Annotated in this window: 25 protein-coding genes and 1 pseudogene; 9 read left to right on the top strand and 17 right to left on the bottom strand. The window is 60.9% G+C overall.

All coding sequences use genetic code 11. From position 1 onward, the window contains the following. The first annotated feature begins 138 nt into the window (after positions 1 to 138). From I8N66_RS23590 to I8N66_RS23560, 7 genes are all read left to right on the top strand, one after another. Positions 139 to 579, top strand: a complete 441-nt coding sequence (locus I8N66_RS23590; RefSeq protein WP_113541373.1) for a YaiI/YqxD family protein — start codon at positions 139 to 141, stop codon at positions 577 to 579. Positions 580 to 629: 50 nt separating this feature from the next. After that, positions 630 to 1,277 (top strand): DUF1345 domain-containing protein, encoded by a 648-nt coding sequence (locus tag I8N66_RS23585; protein WP_113541374.1) that lies wholly within the window; start codon positions 630 to 632, stop codon positions 1,275 to 1,277. Between the two features lie 23 nt (positions 1,278 to 1,300). After that, positions 1,301 to 2,134, top strand: coding sequence for an S-formylglutathione hydrolase (fghA, locus tag I8N66_RS23580; protein ID WP_291158637.1), 834 nt, complete (start codon positions 1,301 to 1,303; stop codon positions 2,132 to 2,134). Positions 2,135 to 2,157: 23 nt separating this feature from the next. Then, positions 2,158 to 2,535, top strand: a complete 378-nt coding sequence (gene crcB / locus I8N66_RS23575) for a fluoride efflux transporter CrcB (protein ID WP_223727038.1) — start codon at positions 2,158 to 2,160, stop codon at positions 2,533 to 2,535. Positions 2,536 to 2,748: 213 nt separating this feature from the next. Next, complete coding sequence (locus tag I8N66_RS23570; protein WP_291158633.1) at positions 2,749 to 3,741, top strand: RluA family pseudouridine synthase; 993 nt, start codon at positions 2,749 to 2,751, stop codon at positions 3,739 to 3,741. Beyond that, a complete protein-coding gene (locus tag I8N66_RS23565) occupies positions 3,741 to 4,406 on the top strand; it encodes an HAD-IA family hydrolase (RefSeq protein ID WP_113541378.1) in 666 nt (221 codons plus the stop codon). The genes I8N66_RS23570 and I8N66_RS23565 overlap by 1 nt, the downstream gene beginning before the upstream one ends. Continuing rightward, positions 4,399 to 5,184: an ATP12 family chaperone protein gene (locus I8N66_RS23560; RefSeq protein WP_291158629.1), complete on the top strand. Its 786-nt coding sequence runs from the start codon at positions 4,399 to 4,401 to the stop codon at positions 5,182 to 5,184. Before I8N66_RS23565 ends, I8N66_RS23560 begins: the two co-directional genes overlap by 8 nt. A gap of 123 nt (positions 5,185 to 5,307) precedes the next feature. Here the strand turns inward: I8N66_RS23560 and sugE are convergent, their stop codons facing one another. From sugE to I8N66_RS23545, 3 genes are all read right to left on the bottom strand, one after another. After that, on the bottom strand, positions 5,308 to 5,622 hold the full coding sequence (gene sugE, locus I8N66_RS23555) for a quaternary ammonium compound efflux SMR transporter SugE (RefSeq protein ID WP_113541380.1): 315 nt from the start codon (positions 5,620 to 5,622) through the stop codon (positions 5,308 to 5,310). A 248-nt stretch (positions 5,623 to 5,870) separates the two neighbouring features. Further along, positions 5,871 to 7,184: a replication-associated recombination protein A gene (locus I8N66_RS23550; protein ID WP_291158626.1), complete on the bottom strand. Its 1,314-nt coding sequence runs from the start codon at positions 7,182 to 7,184 to the stop codon at positions 5,871 to 5,873. After that, the gene (locus I8N66_RS23545) at positions 7,181 to 8,578 is read right to left on the bottom strand and encodes a DegQ family serine endoprotease (protein ID WP_291158623.1); all 1,398 of its coding nucleotides are present in this window, start codon (positions 8,576 to 8,578) and stop codon (positions 7,181 to 7,183) included. The genes I8N66_RS23550 and I8N66_RS23545 overlap by 4 nt, the downstream gene beginning before the upstream one ends. 200 nt (positions 8,579 to 8,778) lie before the next feature. On the opposite strand from I8N66_RS23545, the gene msrP reads away from it, so the two are divergent. Further along, positions 8,779 to 9,720 (top strand): protein-methionine-sulfoxide reductase catalytic subunit MsrP, encoded by a 942-nt coding sequence (gene msrP, locus I8N66_RS23540; RefSeq protein WP_291158621.1) that lies wholly within the window; start codon positions 8,779 to 8,781, stop codon positions 9,718 to 9,720. Positions 9,721 to 9,722: 2 nt separating this feature from the next. After that, positions 9,723 to 10,376, top strand: a complete 654-nt coding sequence (gene msrQ, locus I8N66_RS23535; RefSeq protein WP_291158618.1) for a protein-methionine-sulfoxide reductase heme-binding subunit MsrQ — start codon at positions 9,723 to 9,725, stop codon at positions 10,374 to 10,376. A gap of 142 nt (positions 10,377 to 10,518) precedes the next feature. Here msrQ and rplQ read toward each other — a convergent pair whose 3' ends face one another. The 14 genes and pseudogenes from rplQ to I8N66_RS23465 all read right to left on the bottom strand — a co-directional run. Beyond that, entirely contained in the window at positions 10,519 to 10,944 is a 426-nt protein-coding gene (rplQ, locus tag I8N66_RS23530) for a 50S ribosomal protein L17 (RefSeq protein ID WP_291158616.1), read from the bottom strand. A 44-nt stretch (positions 10,945 to 10,988) separates the two neighbouring features. Further along, a complete protein-coding gene (locus I8N66_RS23525) occupies positions 10,989 to 11,999 on the bottom strand; it encodes a DNA-directed RNA polymerase subunit alpha (RefSeq protein WP_034795592.1) in 1,011 nt (336 codons plus the stop codon). Positions 12,000 to 12,102: 103 nt separating this feature from the next. Next, a complete protein-coding gene (gene rpsK, locus I8N66_RS23520) occupies positions 12,103 to 12,492 on the bottom strand; it encodes a 30S ribosomal protein S11 (RefSeq protein WP_003536496.1) in 390 nt (129 codons plus the stop codon). A gap of 226 nt (positions 12,493 to 12,718) precedes the next feature. Continuing rightward, on the bottom strand, positions 12,719 to 13,087 hold the full coding sequence (rpsM, locus tag I8N66_RS23515) for a 30S ribosomal protein S13 (RefSeq protein WP_034795586.1): 369 nt from the start codon (positions 13,085 to 13,087) through the stop codon (positions 12,719 to 12,721). A 232-nt stretch (positions 13,088 to 13,319) separates the two neighbouring features. Then, entirely contained in the window at positions 13,320 to 13,898 is a 579-nt protein-coding gene (locus tag I8N66_RS23510) for an adenylate kinase (protein ID WP_223727030.1), read from the bottom strand. After that, a complete protein-coding gene (gene secY / locus I8N66_RS23505; RefSeq protein ID WP_113541387.1) occupies positions 13,895 to 15,235 on the bottom strand; it encodes a preprotein translocase subunit SecY in 1,341 nt (446 codons plus the stop codon). Before secY ends, I8N66_RS23510 begins: the two co-directional genes overlap by 4 nt. Positions 15,236 to 15,470: 235 nt before the next feature. Beyond that, on the bottom strand, positions 15,471 to 15,941 hold the full coding sequence (rplO, locus tag I8N66_RS23500) for a 50S ribosomal protein L15 (protein WP_113541388.1): 471 nt from the start codon (positions 15,939 to 15,941) through the stop codon (positions 15,471 to 15,473). Between the two features lie 13 nt (positions 15,942 to 15,954). Continuing rightward, the gene (rpmD, locus tag I8N66_RS23495) at positions 15,955 to 16,158 is read right to left on the bottom strand and encodes a 50S ribosomal protein L30 (RefSeq protein ID WP_043623384.1); all 204 of its coding nucleotides are present in this window, start codon (positions 16,156 to 16,158) and stop codon (positions 15,955 to 15,957) included. A gap of 12 nt (positions 16,159 to 16,170) precedes the next feature. After that, positions 16,171 to 16,740 (bottom strand): 30S ribosomal protein S5, encoded by a 570-nt coding sequence (gene rpsE, locus I8N66_RS23490; protein WP_113541389.1) that lies wholly within the window; start codon positions 16,738 to 16,740, stop codon positions 16,171 to 16,173. A gap of 128 nt (positions 16,741 to 16,868) precedes the next feature. Then, the gene (gene rplR / locus I8N66_RS23485; RefSeq protein ID WP_025426679.1) at positions 16,869 to 17,231 is read right to left on the bottom strand and encodes a 50S ribosomal protein L18; all 363 of its coding nucleotides are present in this window, start codon (positions 17,229 to 17,231) and stop codon (positions 16,869 to 16,871) included. A 12-nt stretch (positions 17,232 to 17,243) separates the two neighbouring features. Further along, positions 17,244 to 17,777 (bottom strand): 50S ribosomal protein L6, encoded by a 534-nt coding sequence (rplF, locus tag I8N66_RS23480; protein WP_113541390.1) that lies wholly within the window; start codon positions 17,775 to 17,777, stop codon positions 17,244 to 17,246. Between the two features lie 45 nt (positions 17,778 to 17,822). Then, positions 17,823 to 18,221 carry a 30S ribosomal protein S8 gene (gene rpsH, locus I8N66_RS23475; RefSeq protein ID WP_025426677.1) on the bottom strand — a complete coding sequence of 133 codons (399 nt, stop codon included), beginning with the start codon at positions 18,219 to 18,221 and terminating at the stop codon, positions 17,823 to 17,825. Between the two features lie 12 nt (positions 18,222 to 18,233). After that, on the bottom strand, positions 18,234 to 18,539 hold the full coding sequence (rpsN, locus tag I8N66_RS23470) for a 30S ribosomal protein S14 (RefSeq protein ID WP_104667131.1): 306 nt from the start codon (positions 18,537 to 18,539) through the stop codon (positions 18,234 to 18,236). A 33-nt stretch (positions 18,540 to 18,572) separates the two neighbouring features. After that, a pseudogene (locus tag I8N66_RS23465) lies at positions 18,573 to 18,820 on the bottom strand (50S ribosomal protein L5); the annotation flags it as partial.

The raw sequence follows: 18,820 nt of genomic DNA, 5'->3' as shown, positions 1-18,820 counted from the left end.
AAGGGCTTCGAACTGATGCATTCCGGCGAAAGCATCCGCTCGGTGGTGCTATACTAAGCTCTTAATTTGATTCAGGAAGGCGCCGGAGTCGATTGATTTTCCGGCGCCTTTTCAGTCCCGTTGAGAAATTGATTCAAGATGATCTATGTCGATGCAGATGCCTGCCCGGTGAAGGCGGAAATTCTGAAGGTGGCCGAGCGCCACGGAATAGAAGTGACGTTCGTCGCCAATTCCGGCCTGCGCCCTTCGCGTGACCCGATGGTGCACAATGTCATCGTCTCGGCGGGTTTCGATGCGGCAGACAACTGGATCGCCGAACGAGCACATGAGGGCGATATCGTCGTCACCGCCGATGTGCCGCTCGCCGTACGCTGCGTTGCCGCCGGCGCGCTCGTCACCGGTCCTTCCGGCCGCCTCTTCGACAAAAGCAATATCGGCATGGCATCGGCGATGCGCGACCTCGGGCAACACCTGCGCGAAACCGGCGAAAGCAAGGGCTACAACGCCGCCTTCAGCCCGCGGGATCGGTCTGCCTTTCTTGAAACACTTGACCGACTCGCGCGCCAGTCGAAAAAGTGACAGCACGACGAGCAAGCCCGCGGTGGACCGCAATCGCAAGGGGCATATGAATGACGGCGACGACAAAGCTCAGACACTGGCCCTTCTACACCGCCCTGATCTGCGGTGCGCTGACCGTGCCGGTTCTCTGGTTCGCTGCGCGCCCCTTCGTCCTCGAAGGCGCGGCGATCACCTTCTTCTGCGTTTACCTCGTCATGAGCTGGCGGCGCCTGCGGATGATGACGGGCAGGCACCTGAAAACGCACGCCCGCAACACCGATGAGCCGGAAGCGGTGATCTTCCTCGTGACAATTGGCGCCGCAGCGACCGCCCTCGTCTCGCTCTTCTTTGCGCTCAACGGCCAGAAAACCGGCTCGGCCCTGGCGCTCGGCCTCGCCTTTGCCTCCGTCGTGCTTGGTTGGGCGACGATCCACATGATGGCGGCTATGCACTATGCCCATGTCTACTGGATTCCGAACCAGGATCAGCAAACAACAGAGCCGGCACGCGGCCTCGAATTTCCCGAGACGCCCGAGCCCGGCGGTTACGATTTTCTCTATTTTTCCTTCGTCGTCGGCATGACGGCGCAGACATCTGACGTCGCCATCACGACGACGGCCATGCGGCGCATCAACCTGATGCATGCCATCGTTTCGTTCTTCTTCAACACTGTGCTCGTTGCCGCCGCCGTCAATGCGGCCGTGCAACTTGCTGGCTGAGCAGCTTATCCAAGGAGCATTCCATGAAAGTCCTTTCGCAAAACACCGCCTTCGGCGGCATGCAGGGCGTCTATTCGCACGATTCCGAGGCCTGCAACGGCGAGATGACCTTTGCCGTTTTCGTGCCGCCGCAGGCGATCAAGGAGCCGAGACCGGTGCTCTGGTACTTGTCCGGCCTTACCTGCACGCATGCCAACGTCATGGAGAAAGGCGAGTATAGACGCATGGCCTCCGAACTCGGCCTCATCGTCGTCTGCCCGGACACCAGCCCGCGTGGCGCCGACGTTGCCGACGAGTTGACGAACTGGCAGATGGGCAAAGGCGCCGGCTTCTATCTCGACGCCACCGAAAAGCCCTGGGCTGAACATTATCAGATGTATACCTACATCACCGAAGAGCTGCCGGCCTTTGTCAGCCAGCACTTCCGCATGGACATGAGCCGCCAGGGGATCTTCGGTCATTCGATGGGTGGTCACGGCGCCATGACGATCGCCCTCAAGCACCCGGATCGGTTCAAGAGCTGCTCGGCCTTCGCCCCCATCGTCGAGCCATCGACGGCCGATTGGTCGGTCGGCGCTTTCGAGAAATATCTCGGAACCGATCACGCCGCCTGGCGACAATACGATGCCTGCGCGCTGGTCAAGGACGGTGCGCGTTTCCCTGAATTCCTGATCGACCAGGGCAAGGCGGACGGCTTCCTTGAAAACGGTTTGCGCCCCTGGCTGTTCGAAGAAGCCGTGAAGGGCACAGGCATCGATCTGACGTTGCGCATGCACGAACGCTACGATCACTCCTATTATTTCATCTCGACCTTCATGGACGATCATCTGAAGTGGCACGCCGATCGGCTGGCCTGAGCCGAATTGACCCGGAGCGACTGATGACCCACCTTCTTCTCGTCGGCGCCGGTGGCGCGATCGGCTCGATCCTGCGCTATCTCGCCGGTCTCTGGGCCATTCACCGCTTCGGGCCAAGCTTCCCGTGGGGCACTCTCGGGGTCAATGTCACAGGCTCGTTCCTGATCGGCCTTCTGGCGGAGATGATCATGCGCAAGTTCGGCGCGTCGCCGGAAATGCGCGTATTCCTCATCACCGGTGTTCTCGGTGGCTACACGACCTTCTCCGCCTTCTCATTGGATGCAATCACGCTCGCCGAGCGAGGCGATGTCGTGCTTTCGATCGTCTACGTGATCGCCAGCGTGGCGCTTTCGATCCTCGCGGTCTTCAGCGGGCTGGCTCTGGTGCGCGCAATAGTCTAAAGGCTGCTCCCACAGGCGCTGCGTATCCATGGGGAAACGCGGCGCATTGCTGCATTGGCCCCCATTCATCATCGTTTCGAGGGCATGGTAATGCAGCGGCCAAAGGATTGCGGCAGCCTTTGCGCGCCTGAAGCGTTATTCTTGCGTCCATCCCAACGCAGGAGCTTCGGACCGACGCGCGACGCTGCGGAAACAGAAAGCAGGTTCGCTCAAATGGCAGGCATAGAACACAGACAAGTGGACGGTGACGAAGCAGGCATGCGCCTCGATCGCTGGTTCAAGGTGCATTTCCCAGGGTTGGGCTTCGGTCCGTTGCAGAAGCTCCTGCGCTCCGGTCAGATTCGTGTCGACGGCGCACGCGCCAAATCCGACACCCGTATCCAACCCGGCCAGACGATCCGCATCCCGCCGCTCGGCGTCGATTCCAAGGAGGCAAAGACCGGCCCGATCGCCGGCCGCGACCTCAGGCACTCGCCGGACAGCGAACTCCTGTCGCGAATGGTGCTGCACGAGGACGCCAAGGTAATCGTGCTGAACAAGCCGGCAGGACTTGCAGTCCAGGGCGGCTCCGGCGTCAACCGCCACATCGATCAGATGCTTGAGGCATGGACAAACCAGCGTGGCGAGAAGCCCCGCCTGGTGCACCGCCTCGACCGCGACACCTCCGGCGTACTTGTCATCGCCCGCACGCGCGGCGCCGCACAGAAACTGACTGCCGCCTTCCGCGAGCGTGATACCAAGAAGACCTACTGGGCGCTGGTAAAGGGCGTGCCGCGCAAGCGCGAAGACCGCATCTCGACCTGGCTGGTCAAGGAACAGACGCCGGACGGCGACCGCATGCGCATCGCCAAACATGGCGAAGATGGTGCTGACCACGCCATATCCTACTACCGCATTCGCGAACAGGCTGCACAGAACCTCGCCTGGCTGGAAATGGAGCCCTATACCGGCCGCACCCATCAGCTTCGCGTCCATGCCTTGCACATCGGGCACCCGATCCTCGGCGACCCCAAGTATTTCGATGCCGATATCAACTGGAGCCTGCCCGGCGGCATGCAGAACCGTCTGCATCTGCACGCGCGCCACATCGATATTCCGCACCCGGATGGTGGTCGCCTGCGCGTGACCGCGCCGCTACCGCCGCACATGGTCCAGAGCTGGAATTTGCTGGGCTTCGAAGAGAACGAGCCCGGCGAGGACGACTGATGAAACTGGCGCTTTTTGATTGTGACGGCACGCTGGTCGACAGCGGCGGCCTGATCCATGAAGTGATGGCGCGCACTTTCGAGGCGTTCGATCTCGAGCGCCCGCCGCTCTCGGCGACCAAGGGCATCATCGGACTGACGCTCGACATCGCCATCGCGCGCCTGCTCGGGCGCGAGCACGTGGACGATCTGGCGCTGGCTATGACAGCCCACTACAAATCGATCTTCGCAGGCGTGCGCGGCGAAGCGGGCTTCCAGGAGCTTTTGTTTCCCGGCATCGCCGACATGATGCAGACGCTCTCGTCGCGCGAGGCGTTGCTGATCGGCGCCGTCACCGGCAAGTCGCGACGTGGCCTGACCCATATCTCCGAAACGCACGGCTTCGACCGGATCTTCTTCGTGTCCCGTACCGCCGACGACTGCCCTTCCAAGCCGCATCCGGCGATGGTGACGGAATGCTGCTCGGAAGCCGGCATCGACGCCAAGGATACGGTTGTCATCGGCGACGCTATCTACGACATGCAAATGGCCAAGGCTGCAGGTGCCGCCGCCATCGGCGTCGCCTGGGGGTATGCGTCCGTTCCCGACCTCATCGAGGCGGGGGCGGACTTCGTCGCCCGGACGCCGGCCGACATCATTGAATGGATGGAACACAATCATGCCTGATATTCGCGACGAACTCAGCAGTGCGATGAGCCACGAGGATCCAGTCCGCCGCGCGCAGATCCAGATGCTGAAACCGCTGCCGAAGCGCTTCTACAAGGAGGTCAGCATCGCTGCGGCCGAAGGCGACACGCACAGCGTGCTGCTCGACGGCCGTACCGTGCGCACGCCAGCCAAGCAGCCGCTTGCCGTGCCGACGCGCAAGCTCGCCGATATGCTCGCGGCCGAATGGGAGGCGCAGACCGAGGTCATCGACCCGGCCCGCATGCCGATCACCCGCCTCGTCAACACGGCGCTCGACGGTGTCGCGGAAGACCAGCGCTCGGTCTTTGACGACATCCTGCGCTTCGCCGGAACCGACATGCTCTGCTATCGCGCCGACAGCCCGGAAGGACTGGTCGCGCGCCAGAACGAGATCTGGAATCCTGTGCTCGACTGGGCGCAGCAGACGCTCGGCGCCCGCTTCATCCTCGCCGAGGGCGTCATCCATCAGGAACAGCCGGAAGAGGCGCTTTCCGCCTATGCGGAAGGCTTGCGCGCCTTCGCGACCCCGCTCGGCCTCACCTGCATCCACACGGTGACGAGCCTGACGGGCTCGGCCCTGCTGGCACTTGCGTTCGCCTCCGGCCGGCTTTCGGCCGAGGAAGCCTGGACGGCCGCGCATGTGGACGAAGACTGGCAGATCGAGCACTGGGGAACCGACGAGGAGGCTTTCCGCCGGCGTGAAAACCGCTGGCAAGAAATGCAGGCAACCGCCGCGGTCCTGGACGCCCTTCGCTGAAATTCACGCGATATCGCTGAATACGATTGCGGGCTGCGCGTCTTTCATGACGCGCAGCCCGCTTCATTTTGTGGCGGTGGTGCGACTTGGGAGCCTGACGCAACGTCAATGCACTCCGCAGCGTTAAGCCGCGAGCTTCAACCCGGCAATGCCGCTGACAATGAGTGCGATGCAGCCGAGGCGCATGAAGGTCGCAGGCTCCGCGAACAGGAAGATGCCGAGGATGACCGTGCCGACGGTGCCGATACCGGTCCAGACCGCGTAAGCCGTGCCGAGCGGCAGGGTGCGGACCGCGAGGCCGAGCAGCGTGATGCTGAGGATCATCGAACCAACGGTCAGGATGGTCGGCGTGAGCCGCGTGAAGCCGTCGGTGTATTTAAGGCCAATTGCCCAACCGATTTCGAGGATACCGGCAAGCAGAAGAAGGAACCAGGCCATGTCAAACTCCTAAAATTGGAGCGAGGCCGTCCCCGCGGATGTTCGGTATCGTCATCGCGAACCGTGCAGCCGTCTGCAATGCGGGTTCTATCTCACACTCCAGCGCCGACAGCAAGGCAGCCGCGGGCAGATCAGCTTTGCACCGGTGGCAAAGCTAAGCCACTCGCGCAGCGCTTGAAACCGTCGAACCGATAGGGTTTGCTCCGGGCCGCGCACGAACGAACGCCGTCTTGCAATCTCTGGGCATTCTAGGGGGTATTGCGCTCCCGGCGGAGCTTCGCCCACCATTCGAGCCGCTTGCGGATCTCGCGCTCGAAACCACGCTCCGGCGGGTCGTAGTAGGTCTGGCGACCCATCTTCTCGGGAAAGTAATCCTGGCCGGAAAAAGCGTCCGGTTCGTCGTGATCGTAGCGATAGCCGTCACCGTAGCCTTCGCCTTTCATCAGCTTGGTCGGTGCATTGAGAATGTGCTTCGGCGGCAGCAGCGAGCCGTTCTCCTTGGCAGCACGCATCGCCGCCTTGTAGGCTGTGTAAACGCCATTCGATTTCGGCGCAGTCGCCAGATAGACGCAGGCCTCGGCGAGCGCCAACTCCCCCTCCGGCGAGCCCAGATAATCATAAGCGTCCTTGGCGGCGTTGCAGATCACCAGGGCCTGGGGGTCGGCAAGGCCGATATCTTCCACCGCCATGCGCACAAGCCGTCGCCCAAGATAAAGCGGGTCTTCGCCGGCATCGAACATTCGGCAGAGATAGTAGAGTGCCGCATCCGGATCGGAGCCGCGCACCGACTTGTGCAGCGCGGAGATCAGATTGTAGTGACCGTCCTGGCCCTTATCGTAAACCGGCGCCCGGCGTTGGACGATGTTCTGAAGGGCTGCCGCGTCAAAGATCTCATCGCGCCGTGCTGCGCGCCAGACTTCCTCTGCCAGCGTCAGTGCTGCTCGGCCATCGCCATCGGCCATGCGGATAAGGCTGGCGCGGGCATCCGCGTCAAGCGGAAGCGTCTTGCCCTCCGCCTGCTCGGCCCGCGAAAGAAGCTCCTGAATGCTGGCTTCACCGTGCGGCTTGAACGTCAGCACGCGGGCGCGGGACAAGAGAGCGGCGTTGAGCTCGAAGGACGGATTCTCCGTCGTCGCACCGACGAGGATGACTGTGCCATCCTCCATGACGGGCAGGAAGCTATCCTGCTGGGCGCGGTTGAAGCGGTGGATCTCATCGACGAAGAGCAGGGTCTGCCGACCGGACATGCGCCGCGCACGCGCCGATTCGAACACTTTCTTGAGATCGGCGACACCGGAGAAGATGGCCGAGATCTGTTCGAAGGCGAGCCCCGCCTCCCCCGAAAGCAGACGCGCGACCGTCGTCTTGCCGGTGCCAGGCGGTCCCCAGAAGATCATCGATCCGAGAGAACCCGACGCGATCATGCGCGACAGCACGCCGTCATCACCGGTCAGGTGCTCCTGGCCGGTGACTTCGGCAAGCGTGCGCGGACGAAGCCGATCGGCAAGCGGTCTTGCCGACGCCATTTCCGGTGGCTCGTGGGCTGTGAACAGGTCGCTCATCGGAAGAACTGACGGATGAGTTGGCCGTTCCGCTCGATTTCAACGCGCCAGAAGGAGGCATCGTCGGCCATCACATGCTCCAACGTCTTCGAGGTGTCGATCGCGGTGCCGTTGACCGACCGCACGATGTCCTTCGGTTCCAGACCAATGCGGGCCGCCGGCGAGCCGCGGTTGACCTGCATGACGACGACGCCCTGGAGGGACGTCGACATGCGCAGCTCGTCAGCAAGGCGTGGCGACAGATTGGCGACGACCGCGCCGGCAAAGGGATTGCGCCCTTCGATCAGCCGTTCGTCGCGTGGCGACGTTTCCGGCGCGCGGTCGAGTTTCAGCGTCACCTCCCGCGGCTTGCCGTTTTCCGAAACAGTGACGCGCGCCTCGTGACCGATGCCGACGGTCGTCAGGCGGTAGCCGAGCGCGTCCGGATGTTCGACATCGATGCCGTTCACGGCGGTGATCACCTGCCCCGGCTTGATGCCTGCCTGTTCGGCCGGGCCGCCGGCGACGACTGCAGTCACCAGCGCGCCGCGGGCGCGGCTGAGGCCAAGTGCTTCAGCCACTTCCGAGGTCACCGGTTCGAAGCTGGCGCCGATGAAAGGACGCACGAAAGTGCCATTGCCGCCTTCGGCGGAGGCGACGAAGACCTTCACCAGATTGGCTGGAATGGCAAAGCCGACGCCGTTCGAACCGCCGCCCTTGGAGAAGATCGCGGTGTTGATGCCGATCAGCTCGCCGTTCATGTCGATAAGACCGCCACCGGAATTGCCGGGATTGATCGCCGCGTCGGTCTGAATGAAGAAGCCGAAATCGCCCGACGAAACCTGGTTGCGCGCCAGCGCCGACACGATGCCACTCGTCACCGTCTGGCCGACGCCGAAGGGGTTGCCGATCGCGAGCACAAGGTCGCCGACCTCGACCGCATCGGAATCTCCGAGCGGAACGATCTCGAACGGACCTTCCGACTGGATCTTCAGGACGGCCAGGTCGAGCCGGTCATCCTTGAGCACGATCTTGCAGGGAAACTCGCGGCCGTCGGCCAGGGCCACCTTGATATCGTCGGCGCCCTCGATGACGTGGTTGTTGGTAACGACGATGCCGTTTTTGCCGACGATTACGCCGGAACCGAGCGAGGACTGCTTCTCGGACCGGTTCGGCATACGCTGGCCGAAGAACTCCTCGAAGAAGGGATCGCCGGAAAAGATCGAGCGGCGTTCGACCACCCGTTCGGCGTAGACGTTGACGACCGCATTCGCCGTTTGCTTGACCAGCGGCGCGAAGGAAAGCTGCATTTCTGTGCGTGACTGCGGAACCGTCTTGGGGTCCTGCGCCAGCGCCGGACAGGCGAGAGAGACAGCAATGACGAGCGCAACAAGCGCTCTTTGGCCAACGATCATGTGAAGCATTCTCCTATTCGTCTCGGCTACGTTCAGATAGGATTTCGCGGGAAAAAAGGCAAACGTTGGCGCAGGATACGCAAAATTGCCGGCTTCACGCGCTACGCACGAAAACGTGGTTCCGCCCCCCCTTTCACGGTGATCGAAAGTCTGCTGAGTTCGTACAAGACAAGGCTCATAAAACACTATCGGATAAAACCATGCCATCCTACCGTCCACCCCGAATCGTTTCCTCGGAAATCACCCCGGAGAACGTCTTCATCAATCGCCGCGCATTCCTGGGCGCTGCAGCCGGTGGCATCCTTCTCGCCGGAAGCAGCACAGGTATGGCCGCAGCGCTCAGCGCACCAAAGGGCAAATACGTCGTCGACGAGGACCTGACCCCTGAGGCCGACGTCACGAGCTACAACAATTTCTATGAATTCGGGACCGGCAAAGGCGATCCGGCCGCCAACTCGAGCGGCTTCAAGCCGACGCCCTGGACAGTGAAGGTCGATGGCCTCGTCGGCAAACCTCAAGAGTTCGGGCTGGAGGAACTGCTGAAGTTCCCGATCGAGGAACGCGTCTATCGCATGCGTTGCGTCGAGGCGTGGTCGATGGTGATCCCGTGGACCGGATTCCAGCTTTCGACCCTGCTCGACAAGGTGGAACCGCTTGGCAGCGCCAAATACGTCTCATTCGAAACCGTCGTGCGCCCGTCGGAGATGTCGGGCCAATCCGGCTTCTTCCAGCCGCTGCCCTGGCCCTATCGCGAGGGGCTTCGGCTCGATGAAGCCCGCCACCCGCTCACGCTGCTGTCCGTCGGCGTTTACGGCAAAACGCTTCCCAACCAGAATGGCGCACCTGTCCGGCTGGTTACGCCCTGGAAATATGGCTTCAAGGGAATCAAGTCGATCGTGCGGATTTCGCTCACCGAAACGCAGCCGCCCTCGACCTGGAACCTCTCGGCTCCGAACGAGTACGGCTTCTATGCCAACGTCAATCCGGCCGTCGATCATCCACGTTGGAGTCAGGCGACGGAGAACCGCATCGGCGGCGGCGGTTTCTTCGGCTCCAATCGCCGTGATACCCTGCCCTTCAACGGCTATGCCGACGATGTCGCTGGCCTCTATGCCGGCATGGATCTGAGAGCGAACTACTGAAGATGGCCAGCCTGCCCACACTCCCGAAACGCTTTCATTCGGCCTCGGTCTGGGCGCTCTATGGCTTTGGCCTGTTGCCGGCCGCTTATGCCTTCTATCTTGGCGCTACCGGTCAATTGCCCGGCAATCCGGTCAAGGAATTCGAGCATCTGCTCGGGATCTGGGCACTGCGTTTTCTCGTGGCCACGTTGGCAATCACCCCGATCCGCGATCTCTTCGGCATCAACTGGTTGCGCTACCGCCGGGCACTGGGGCTGCTCGCCTTCTATTACGTGCTGATGCACTTCCTCGCCTATATGCTGCTCGATCAGGTGCTGAACGTGCCGGCCATCCTCGCCGACATCGCCCGGCGTCCCTTCATCACCATCGGCATGGCCGCGTTCGTCATGCTGATCCCGCTGGCGCTGACGTCCAACAACTGGTCGATCCGCAAACTCGGCACACGATGGAACACGCTGCACCGGCTCGCCTATCTGATCGCCGCAGCCGGTGCGCTGCATTTTTCGATGTCGGTGAAGGTCGTCGGTCCCGATCAGATGCTCTACCTTGGCCTGGTCACCGTTCTGCTCGTGTGGCGGCTGGTGCGCAAACCCTATCTGCGCCGGAAACGACACGCGGCCAACGCACCGGCCAGGACAGCCCCCGGAAGAGCCTGAAGCGTTCTTCGTCCTACCTCGCGTTCAGCGAAACCGCGTCTGAACGAACGAGCCTTCAAAATACGCCCAAGCAACAGGCACATAGAAAAAGCGGCCGGGTGATCACCACCCGGCCGCTTTGATTTCACTACCTTCGATCGGCTTAGGCTGCTTCGGCAGCTTCGGCTTCAGCGGCAACGCGAGCGCGGTCGGCGGCGCCCTTGGCGTCGACGTCGCGGTCAACGAATTCGATGACGGCGAGCGCGGCGTTGTCGCCGTGACGGAAGCCAGCCTTCATGATGCGCAGGTAGCCGCCGTTGCGGGTGGCGTAGCGCGATGCGATCGTGTCGAACAGCTTCGAAACGACGGCAGCGTCGCGGATCTGCGAGATCGCCTGGCGGCGAGCGTGCAGGTCACCGCGCTTGCCGAGCGTGACGAGCTTCTCGACGATCGGGCGGATTTCCTTGGCCTTCGGCAGCGTCGTAACGATCTGCTCGTGCTGGATCAGCGAGGCTGCCATGTTGGCAAACATCGCCTTGCGGTGGCTGGCGGTTCTATTCAGCTTGCGGCCGGCTTTACCGTGGCGCATGGCTATTCTCCTTCACTTGCAGGCATTCGCCCGCAGTCTAATGGTTAGTATTGGTCTTCGTAACGCTTGGCGAGATCTTCGATGTTCTCAGGCGGCCAGGACGGCACTTCCATGCCGAGGTGCAGGCCCATGGAAGCGAGAACTTCCTTGATTTCGTTCAGCGACTTGCGACCAAAATTCGGTGTGCGGAGCATTTCTGCTTCGGTCTTCTGAATGAGGTCGCCGATGTAGACGATGTTGTCGTTCTTCAGGCAGTTGGCCGAACGGACCGAAAGTTCCAGTTCGTCGACCTTCTTGAGAAGCGCCGGGTTGAAGGCGAGTTCGGTGACTGCCTCTTCCTCTGCTTCCTTCTGCGGCTCGTCGAAGTTGACGAACACCGACAGCTGGTCCTGAAGGATGCGGGCCGCGAAAGCGATCGCATCTTCACCGGTAACGGAACCGTCCGTCTCGATGGACATCGTCAGCTTGTCATAATCAAGAACCTGGCCTTCGCGGGTGTTTTCCACCTTGTAGGACACTTTCTTGACCGGCGAGTACAGGCTGTCGACCGGGATCAGGCCGATCGGAGCATCTTCCGAACGGTTGCGATCAGCCGGCACGTAGCCCTTGCCGTTGTTGACGGTGAACTCCATGCGGATTTCCGCGCCCTCGTCGAGGGTGCAGATCACATGGTTCGGGTTGAGGATTTCGATATCGCCAACCGTCTGGATGTCACCGGCGGTAACAACGCCCGGACCCTGCTTGCGCACGACCATGCGTTTTGCGTCGTCGCCATCCATCTTGATGGCGATTTCCTTGATGTTGAGCACGATGTCCGTCACATCTTCCCGGACGCCCGGGATAGAGGAGAACTCGTGCAGAACGCCGTCGATCTGCACTGCGGTGACAGCAGCACCGCGCAGCGACGACAGAAGCACGCGGCGAAGCGCGTTGCCGAGAGTCAGACCAAAGCCGCGCTCAAGCGGCTCCGCAACCAGCGTTGCCTTGGTGCGGCCGGAGGAGACGAACTCCACCTTGTTCGGCTTGATCAGTTCCTGCCAATTCTTCTGGATCATGTTTTCTGCCTTCCGTTCGTTGCCACCATCCAATCGTGACAACCGAGCCCCGAAGACCGGGAGAGAGCGGATACCCCCTCACCGGCATTTTGAATGCATATGATCAGACGCGGCGCTTCTTGCGCGGACGGCAGCCGTTGTGCGGGATCGGGGTCACATCGCGGATCGAGGTGATCATGAAGCCCGCAGCCTGCAGCGCGCGAAGAGCGGACTCACGGCCGGAACCCGGACCGCAAACTTCGACTTCCAGCGACTTCATGCCGTGTTCCTGAGCCTTCTTGGCGCAGTCTTCAGCGGCGATCTGAGCGGCAAACGGGGTCGACTTACGCGAACCCTTGAAACCCTTTGCACCGGCAGACGACCAGGCAATCGCGTTGCCCTGTGCGTCGGTGATGGTGATCATGGTGTTGTTGAACGACGAATTGACGTGCGCAACGCCAGACGTGATGTTCTTGCGTTCGCGACGGCGAACGCGGGTGGCTTCCTTGGCCATAGGATCCCTTTCTTAGATCTCTGCACCGCCGTAATTCCAGCGGCTCCACCGGGAAAAGGATTTGTCGTCCCCTGCCCTGCATCTTCATTTCCCGTCGAGCGGGATACCCACTTGACGGACTTAACATCCGGCCAATCGACCGGACAAAGGTCAGGCAAGCGCCTTTCCAAACTGCAAAAGGAGGCCGGCGCTTGACGCCAGCCTCCCAATCTCCCTTTTCGGGAAATTACTTCTTCTTACCGGCAATCGCCTTCGCCGGACCCTTGCGGGTGCGGGCGTTGGTGTGGGTGCGCTGACCGCGAACCGGCAGGCCACGACGGTGACGCAGGCCGCGGTAGCAGCCGAGGTCCATCAGGCGCTTGATGTTCATCGAGGTCTCGCGACGCAGGTCACCTTCGACCTGGTAATCGCGGTCGATCGTTTCGCGGATCTGCAGGACTTCAGCGTCCGTCAGCTGATGCACGCGACGATCTGCCGGAATACCGACCTTCTCGATGATTTCCTGTGCGAATTTCGGGCCGATCCCGTGAATGTAGGTCAGCGCGATAACTACGCGCTTTGCCGTCGGGATGTTGACGCCAGCGATACGTGCCACGTCTATTCTCCTTGCGTTCCAGTTGCCATCCGGCAATAGGTGCTTCGTTACGCGACCTCGAAGAGCCGCACGTTGATTGAGGTTCGAGACACGTCAAAAACGACCGCACTCGGACTTCATTTTCTTTGAAGACCGCGCCGATCGCTCTCTTGTCGCGAGTTGGCGCTGTCTTTGGCGGAATCGGCCGGGAAAGTCAACTCCCCGGCGGTTCCTTTTCGGCAAAGACCAGTGTCTAAGCCAGAATCTTCTCGATCTCTGCGGTGACAGTGGTCACTTCCGCCATGCCATCGACCGTTCTCAGCTGGCCGGTGCCGGCATAGTGCTCGGAGAGCGGTGCAGTCTTCTCGCGATACTCAGTCAAGCGTCGCTTGAAGGCTTCCGGATTGTCGTCCGAACGAACGGCGCCTCCCGCAGCGATGGTCTCTGCTACGCGATTCTCCATACGCTTTACAAGGGCTGCCTCGTCGACCTTCAACTCGATGACTGCATCGAGCTTCAGACCCTTGCCTTCCAGCATCCTGCCGAGTGCGATCGCCTGCGGAACGGTGCGCGGGTAACCATCCAGGATGAACCCCTTCGCACAGTCCGGCTGATCGATGCGATCCGACACGATTTCGTTGACGATCTCATCAGACACCAGTTGACCGGCGTCCATGACTGCCTTCGCACGCTTGCCGACCTCAGTCGCCTGGGCAACGGCGGCCCGCAGCATATCGCCTGTGGAAAGCTGCGGAATGCCGTATCTCTCCGTCAGAAGCTTGGCCTGTGTCCCCTTGCCAGCGCCTGGCGGCCCCAAAAAAATCAGTCTCATCGTCCCCTCTTTCCTCCGCGCAGCTTCGACTTCTTGATCAGCCCCTCATACTGCTGTGCGATGAGATGGCCCTGGATCTGTGCTACCGTATCAAGGGTCACGCTGACAACAATCAAAAGCGACGTACCACCAAGGTAGAACGGCACGCCGGTCTGAGAAATCAGAACTTCCGGCAGAATGCAGACGAAGATCAGGTAGATCGCACCGATGACGGTGATGCGCGTCAGGACGTAATCGATGTATTCCGCAGTGCGCTCGCCCGGGCGAATGCCAGGGATGAAGCCGCCATGCTTCTTCAGATTGTCGGCCGTGTCCTTCGGATTGAAGACGATCGCCGTGTAGAAGAAGGCGAAGAACGCAATCATCGCACCGTAAAGGACCATATAAAGCGGCTTGCCGTGACCAAGTGAACCAACGATCGTGGTCGCCCAACCCGGTAGCGTCGCCGTGTTGGCAAAGCCCGCAAGCGTCGCCGGCAAGAGCAGCAGCGACGAGGCGAAGATCGCCGGAATGACGCCCGAGGTGTTAAGCTTCAGCGGCAGGTGCGAGGTGTCGCCCTGGAACATGCGGTTGCCGACCTGGCGCTTCGGATACTGGATCAGAAGCCGGCGCTGCGCCCGTTCGACGAAGACGATCAGGGCAATGACGGCGACGACCATGATGATGATCGCCAGAATCAGCGGGGTAGAAAGCGCGCCGGTGCGGCCAAGTTCAAGTGTGCCGGCCAATGCCGTCGGCAGATGCGCAACGATACCGGCGAAGATGATCAACGAAATACCGTTGCCGATACCGCGCGAGGTGATCTGCTCACCGAGCCACATCAGGAACATGGTGCCGCCGAGCAGCGAAATGACGGTCGAAATGCGGAAGAACCAACCCGGATCGTTCACGAGGCCGTTGCCGCTCTCGAGGCCGACAGCAATGGCGTAAGCCTGCGCCGTGCCGAGAAGCACCGTGCCGTAACGGGTGTACTGGTTGATGATCTTGCGCCCCTGCTCGCCTTCCTTCTTCAGCTGTTCCAGAGCCGGAACGACCGAGGTCATCAGCTGAACGATGATCGAGGCAGAGATATAGGGCATGATGCCGAGCGCAAAGATCGCCATGCGCTCAACTGCACCGCCCGAAAACATGTTGAAGAGGCCGAGAATACCACCGCTCTGGCCGCGGAATGCCTGGGCAAACGCGTCCGGGTTGAGGCCGGGCAGCGGGATATAGGTGCCAAGACGGTAAACCAGAAGCGCACCAAGCGTGAACCAAAGTCGTTTCTTCAGATCTTCCGCCTTAGCGAAAGTCGAGAAATTCAGGTTCGAGGCGAGCTGTTCCGCTGCAGAAGCCATGCAATTCTCCGCGTACCAAATCTCGGAATCAGCGGGAACACCCGGTCCGTTCCGGAAGGAGTAACTTTTCGTATTGAAAACCGGACGCGAGGCGATTGTGTCTGCAATCGGATGCCTCACCGTGGTTTCCGCTATGTCCGCTCGCGGCGACCGATTCGCCGGCTGCGGACGTGAGGCTCACATATGGGAGCAAAACCGCCCGGAGTGAAGCACCCCGGGCGGTTCATCAATAATATTATTCAGCAGCAGCTGCGAGCAGCTTGACCGAACCGCCGGCCTTTTCGATCTTTTCGATCGCCGACTTGGAAGCGCCAGCAACTTCAATCGAAACCTTCGCCTTCAGTTCGCCGTCAGAGAGAACGCGGACGCCGTCCTTTTCGCGACGGATAACGCCAGCAGCCTTGAGGGCAGCTGCATCGACGGTCTTGGAAGCGTCGAGCTTCTTGGCGTCGATTGCCGTCTGGATGCGGCCGAGCGACACGACAACAAACTCCGAAGCGAAGATGTTGTTGAAGCCGCGCTTCGGCAGACGACGGTAGATTGGCATCTGACCGCCTTCGAAGCCGTTGATGGCAACGCCCGAACGAGCCTTCTGACCCTTTACACCGCGGCCGGCCGTCTTGCCGGAGCCCGAGCCGATACCACGGCCGAGACGCTTGCGGCTGTGGGTCGAGCCTTCGTTGTCCTTGATTTCATTCAGTTTCATGATCTTATCCCCCTCACTTCTCGTCGACGACGCGAACGAGGTGCTGGACGGTCCGGATCATGCCGCGAACAGACGGAGTGTCTTCCAGCGTGCGAACCCGGTGCATCTTGTTGAGGCCCAGACCGATGAGCGTCTGACGCTGTACGGCCGGACGGCGAATGGGGCTACCGATCTGCTCGACGGTAACGGTCTTCGCGGCGACTTCTTTCTTAGCCATCTGTCAGCTCCCTTATTCTTCGGAAGCAGCGCCGGAGGCAACACGACGAGCCTGGAGCGTGGCGTACTTCATGCCGCGCTGAGCTGCGATGTCCTTCGGGTGCATCTGGTTCTTGAGGGCGTCGAACGTGGCGCGAACCATGTTGTACGGGTTCGACGAACCGGTCGACTTAGCGACGACGTCATGAACGCCGAGCGTTTCGAAAACGGCGCGCATCGGGCCACCAGCGATGATACCGGTACCGGCCTTGGCCGAACGCAGCAGCACCTTGCCGGCGCCGTGACGGCCGTGAACGTCGTGATGCAGGGTACGACCACCACGCAGCGGGACGAAGATCAGGTCGCGCTTTGCGGCTTCCGTTGCCTTGCGGATGGCTTCCGGCACTTCGCGCGCCTTGCCATGACCGAAGCCAACGCGGCCCTTCTGGTCGCCAACGACGACGAGAGCTGCGAAACCGAAACGACGACCGCCCTTCACCACCTTGGCGACGCGGTTAATTGCTACGAGCTTATCGACAAATTCGCTGTCGCGCTCTTCGCGGTTCTGGCGATCTTCGCGAGAACCCCTTCTTTCCTGTGCCATTGTCCTTTTCCTTTTTCTTTTCCGGGTGCAATCGGCAGATTGACAAAAGTCGCCCCCTCCACGCGGAGCGGAAGCGACCGGAAACTTATGAGGGTGCCAGGCGAGCACAAGGCTCGCCTGGCAAACGATCAGAAGTTCAGACCACCTTCACGCGCAGCTTCGGCGAGAGCCTTGATGCGACCGTGATAGATGAAGGCGCCACGATCAAAGACAACGTCCTTGACGCCGGCCTTTACGGCGCGCTCAGCGATGAGCTTGCCGACGGCAGCCGCAGCTGCCGCGTCAGCGCCCGTCTTCAACGACGAACGCAGATCGGTGTCGAGCGTGGAGGCAGACGCAAGCGTCTTGCCGGCCACATCATCGATAACCTGTACGTAGATGTTCTTCGACGAGCGATGAACCGACAGGCGCGGACGGCCATTCGCGACCGCCTTGATTTGACGGCGCACGCGGTTGGCGCGACGTACAAGAGTATCTTTCCTGCTAGCCATTTCGCGTGATCCTTACTTCTTCTTGCCTTCTTTGCGGACAATCCGCTCTTCGGCATACTTGACGCCCTTGCCCTTGTAGGGCTCGGGGCCGCGGTATTCGCGGATCTCCGCGGCAACCTGGCCGACCTGCTGCTTGTTGATGCCGGACACGATGATTTCGGTCGGCTTCGGAACAGCAATCGTGATGCCTTCAGGCGTCTGGTAGACCACGTCGTGGCTGAAACCGAGGGCCAGCTGCAGGTTCTTGCCCTGCAGCGACGCGCGGTAACCGACGCCGTTGATTTCGAGCTTGCGTTCGAAACCGTCCTTGACACCCTTGAAGATGTTCTCGATCATCGTGCGGGACATGCCCCACTTCGAACGAGCATCCTTGCTCTGGTTGAGCGGCTGAACAACAACCGCATTTTCTTCGAGCGCTACCGATACTTCGTCGTTTGCAACAAAGAACAGTTCGCCCTTGGGGCCCTTCGCCGTTACCTTCTGGCCATCAACGCTTGCCGTGACGCCTGCCGGAACCTGAACGGGCTTCTTACCGATACGAGACATTTTTATACCTGTCTGTTCGCTATGGAGAACTCTGCTACGCCTTCCTTAGAAGACGGAGCAAAGGATCTCGCCACCAACATTCTGTTCGCGTGCCTGATGATCGGCCATCACGCCCTTCGGAGTCGAAAGGATGGTGATGCCGAGGCCGTTCGCGACCTGCGGAATGGACTTAACCGAGACATAAACTCGGCGGCCCGGCTTGGAGACGCGCCCGATCTCACGGATCACGGAGGCGCCTTCGTAGTACTTCAGTTCGATGTTCAGCTCGGCCTTGCCGTTGCCGAATACGACTTCGGAGTATCCACGGATGTAGCCTTCAGCCTGAAGGACATCCAGAACACGTGCGCGCAGCTTGGAAGCCGGCGTGGAAACGCTCGACTTGCGGCGTGCCGCGCCGTTACGGATACGGGTGAGCATATCGCCCAGCGGATCAGTCATTGCCATGTGCCCGTCTCCTTACCAGCTCGACTTGACGACGCCCGGCACCTTGCCGAGGTTGCCCAGTTCGCGAAGCGCAATACGCGACATACGAAGTTTACGATAGAAGGCGCGCGGACGGCCGGTAACTTCGCAACGGTTGCGGATGCGGGTCTTGGATCCATCGCGCGGCAGACCTGCCAGCTTGATGGTTGCCTTGAACCGCTCTTCGATCGGGAGAGACTGGTTCATGATGGTCGCCTTCAGAGCGGCACGCTTTGCAGCCTGCGAGGCAACCAGTTTGCGGCGGCGCTTGTTCTTTTCAACTGCGCTCGTTTTCGCCATTACTGTTATCCTTCTTTACGCTTGTCGTTACGATTACTGACGGAACGGGAAGTTGAACTCTGCGAGCAGAGCACGAGCTTCGTCGTCGTTAGTAGCCGTCGTGCAAACGATGATGTCCATGCCCCACATCTGATCAACCTTGTCGTAGTTGATCTCAGGGAACACAATGTGCTCCTTCACGCCCATGGCGAAGTTGCCACGACCATCAAAGGACTTCGGATTGAGGCCGCGGAAGTCGCGAACGCGCGGAAGAGCGATGTTCACGAGACGATCCAGGAACT

The organism is Ensifer sp. SSB1, from assembly GCF_016652895.1.
Classification (GTDB): Bacteria; Pseudomonadota; Alphaproteobacteria; order Rhizobiales; family Rhizobiaceae; genus Ensifer.
This window is presented reverse-complemented; position numbering and strand designations above follow the sequence as displayed.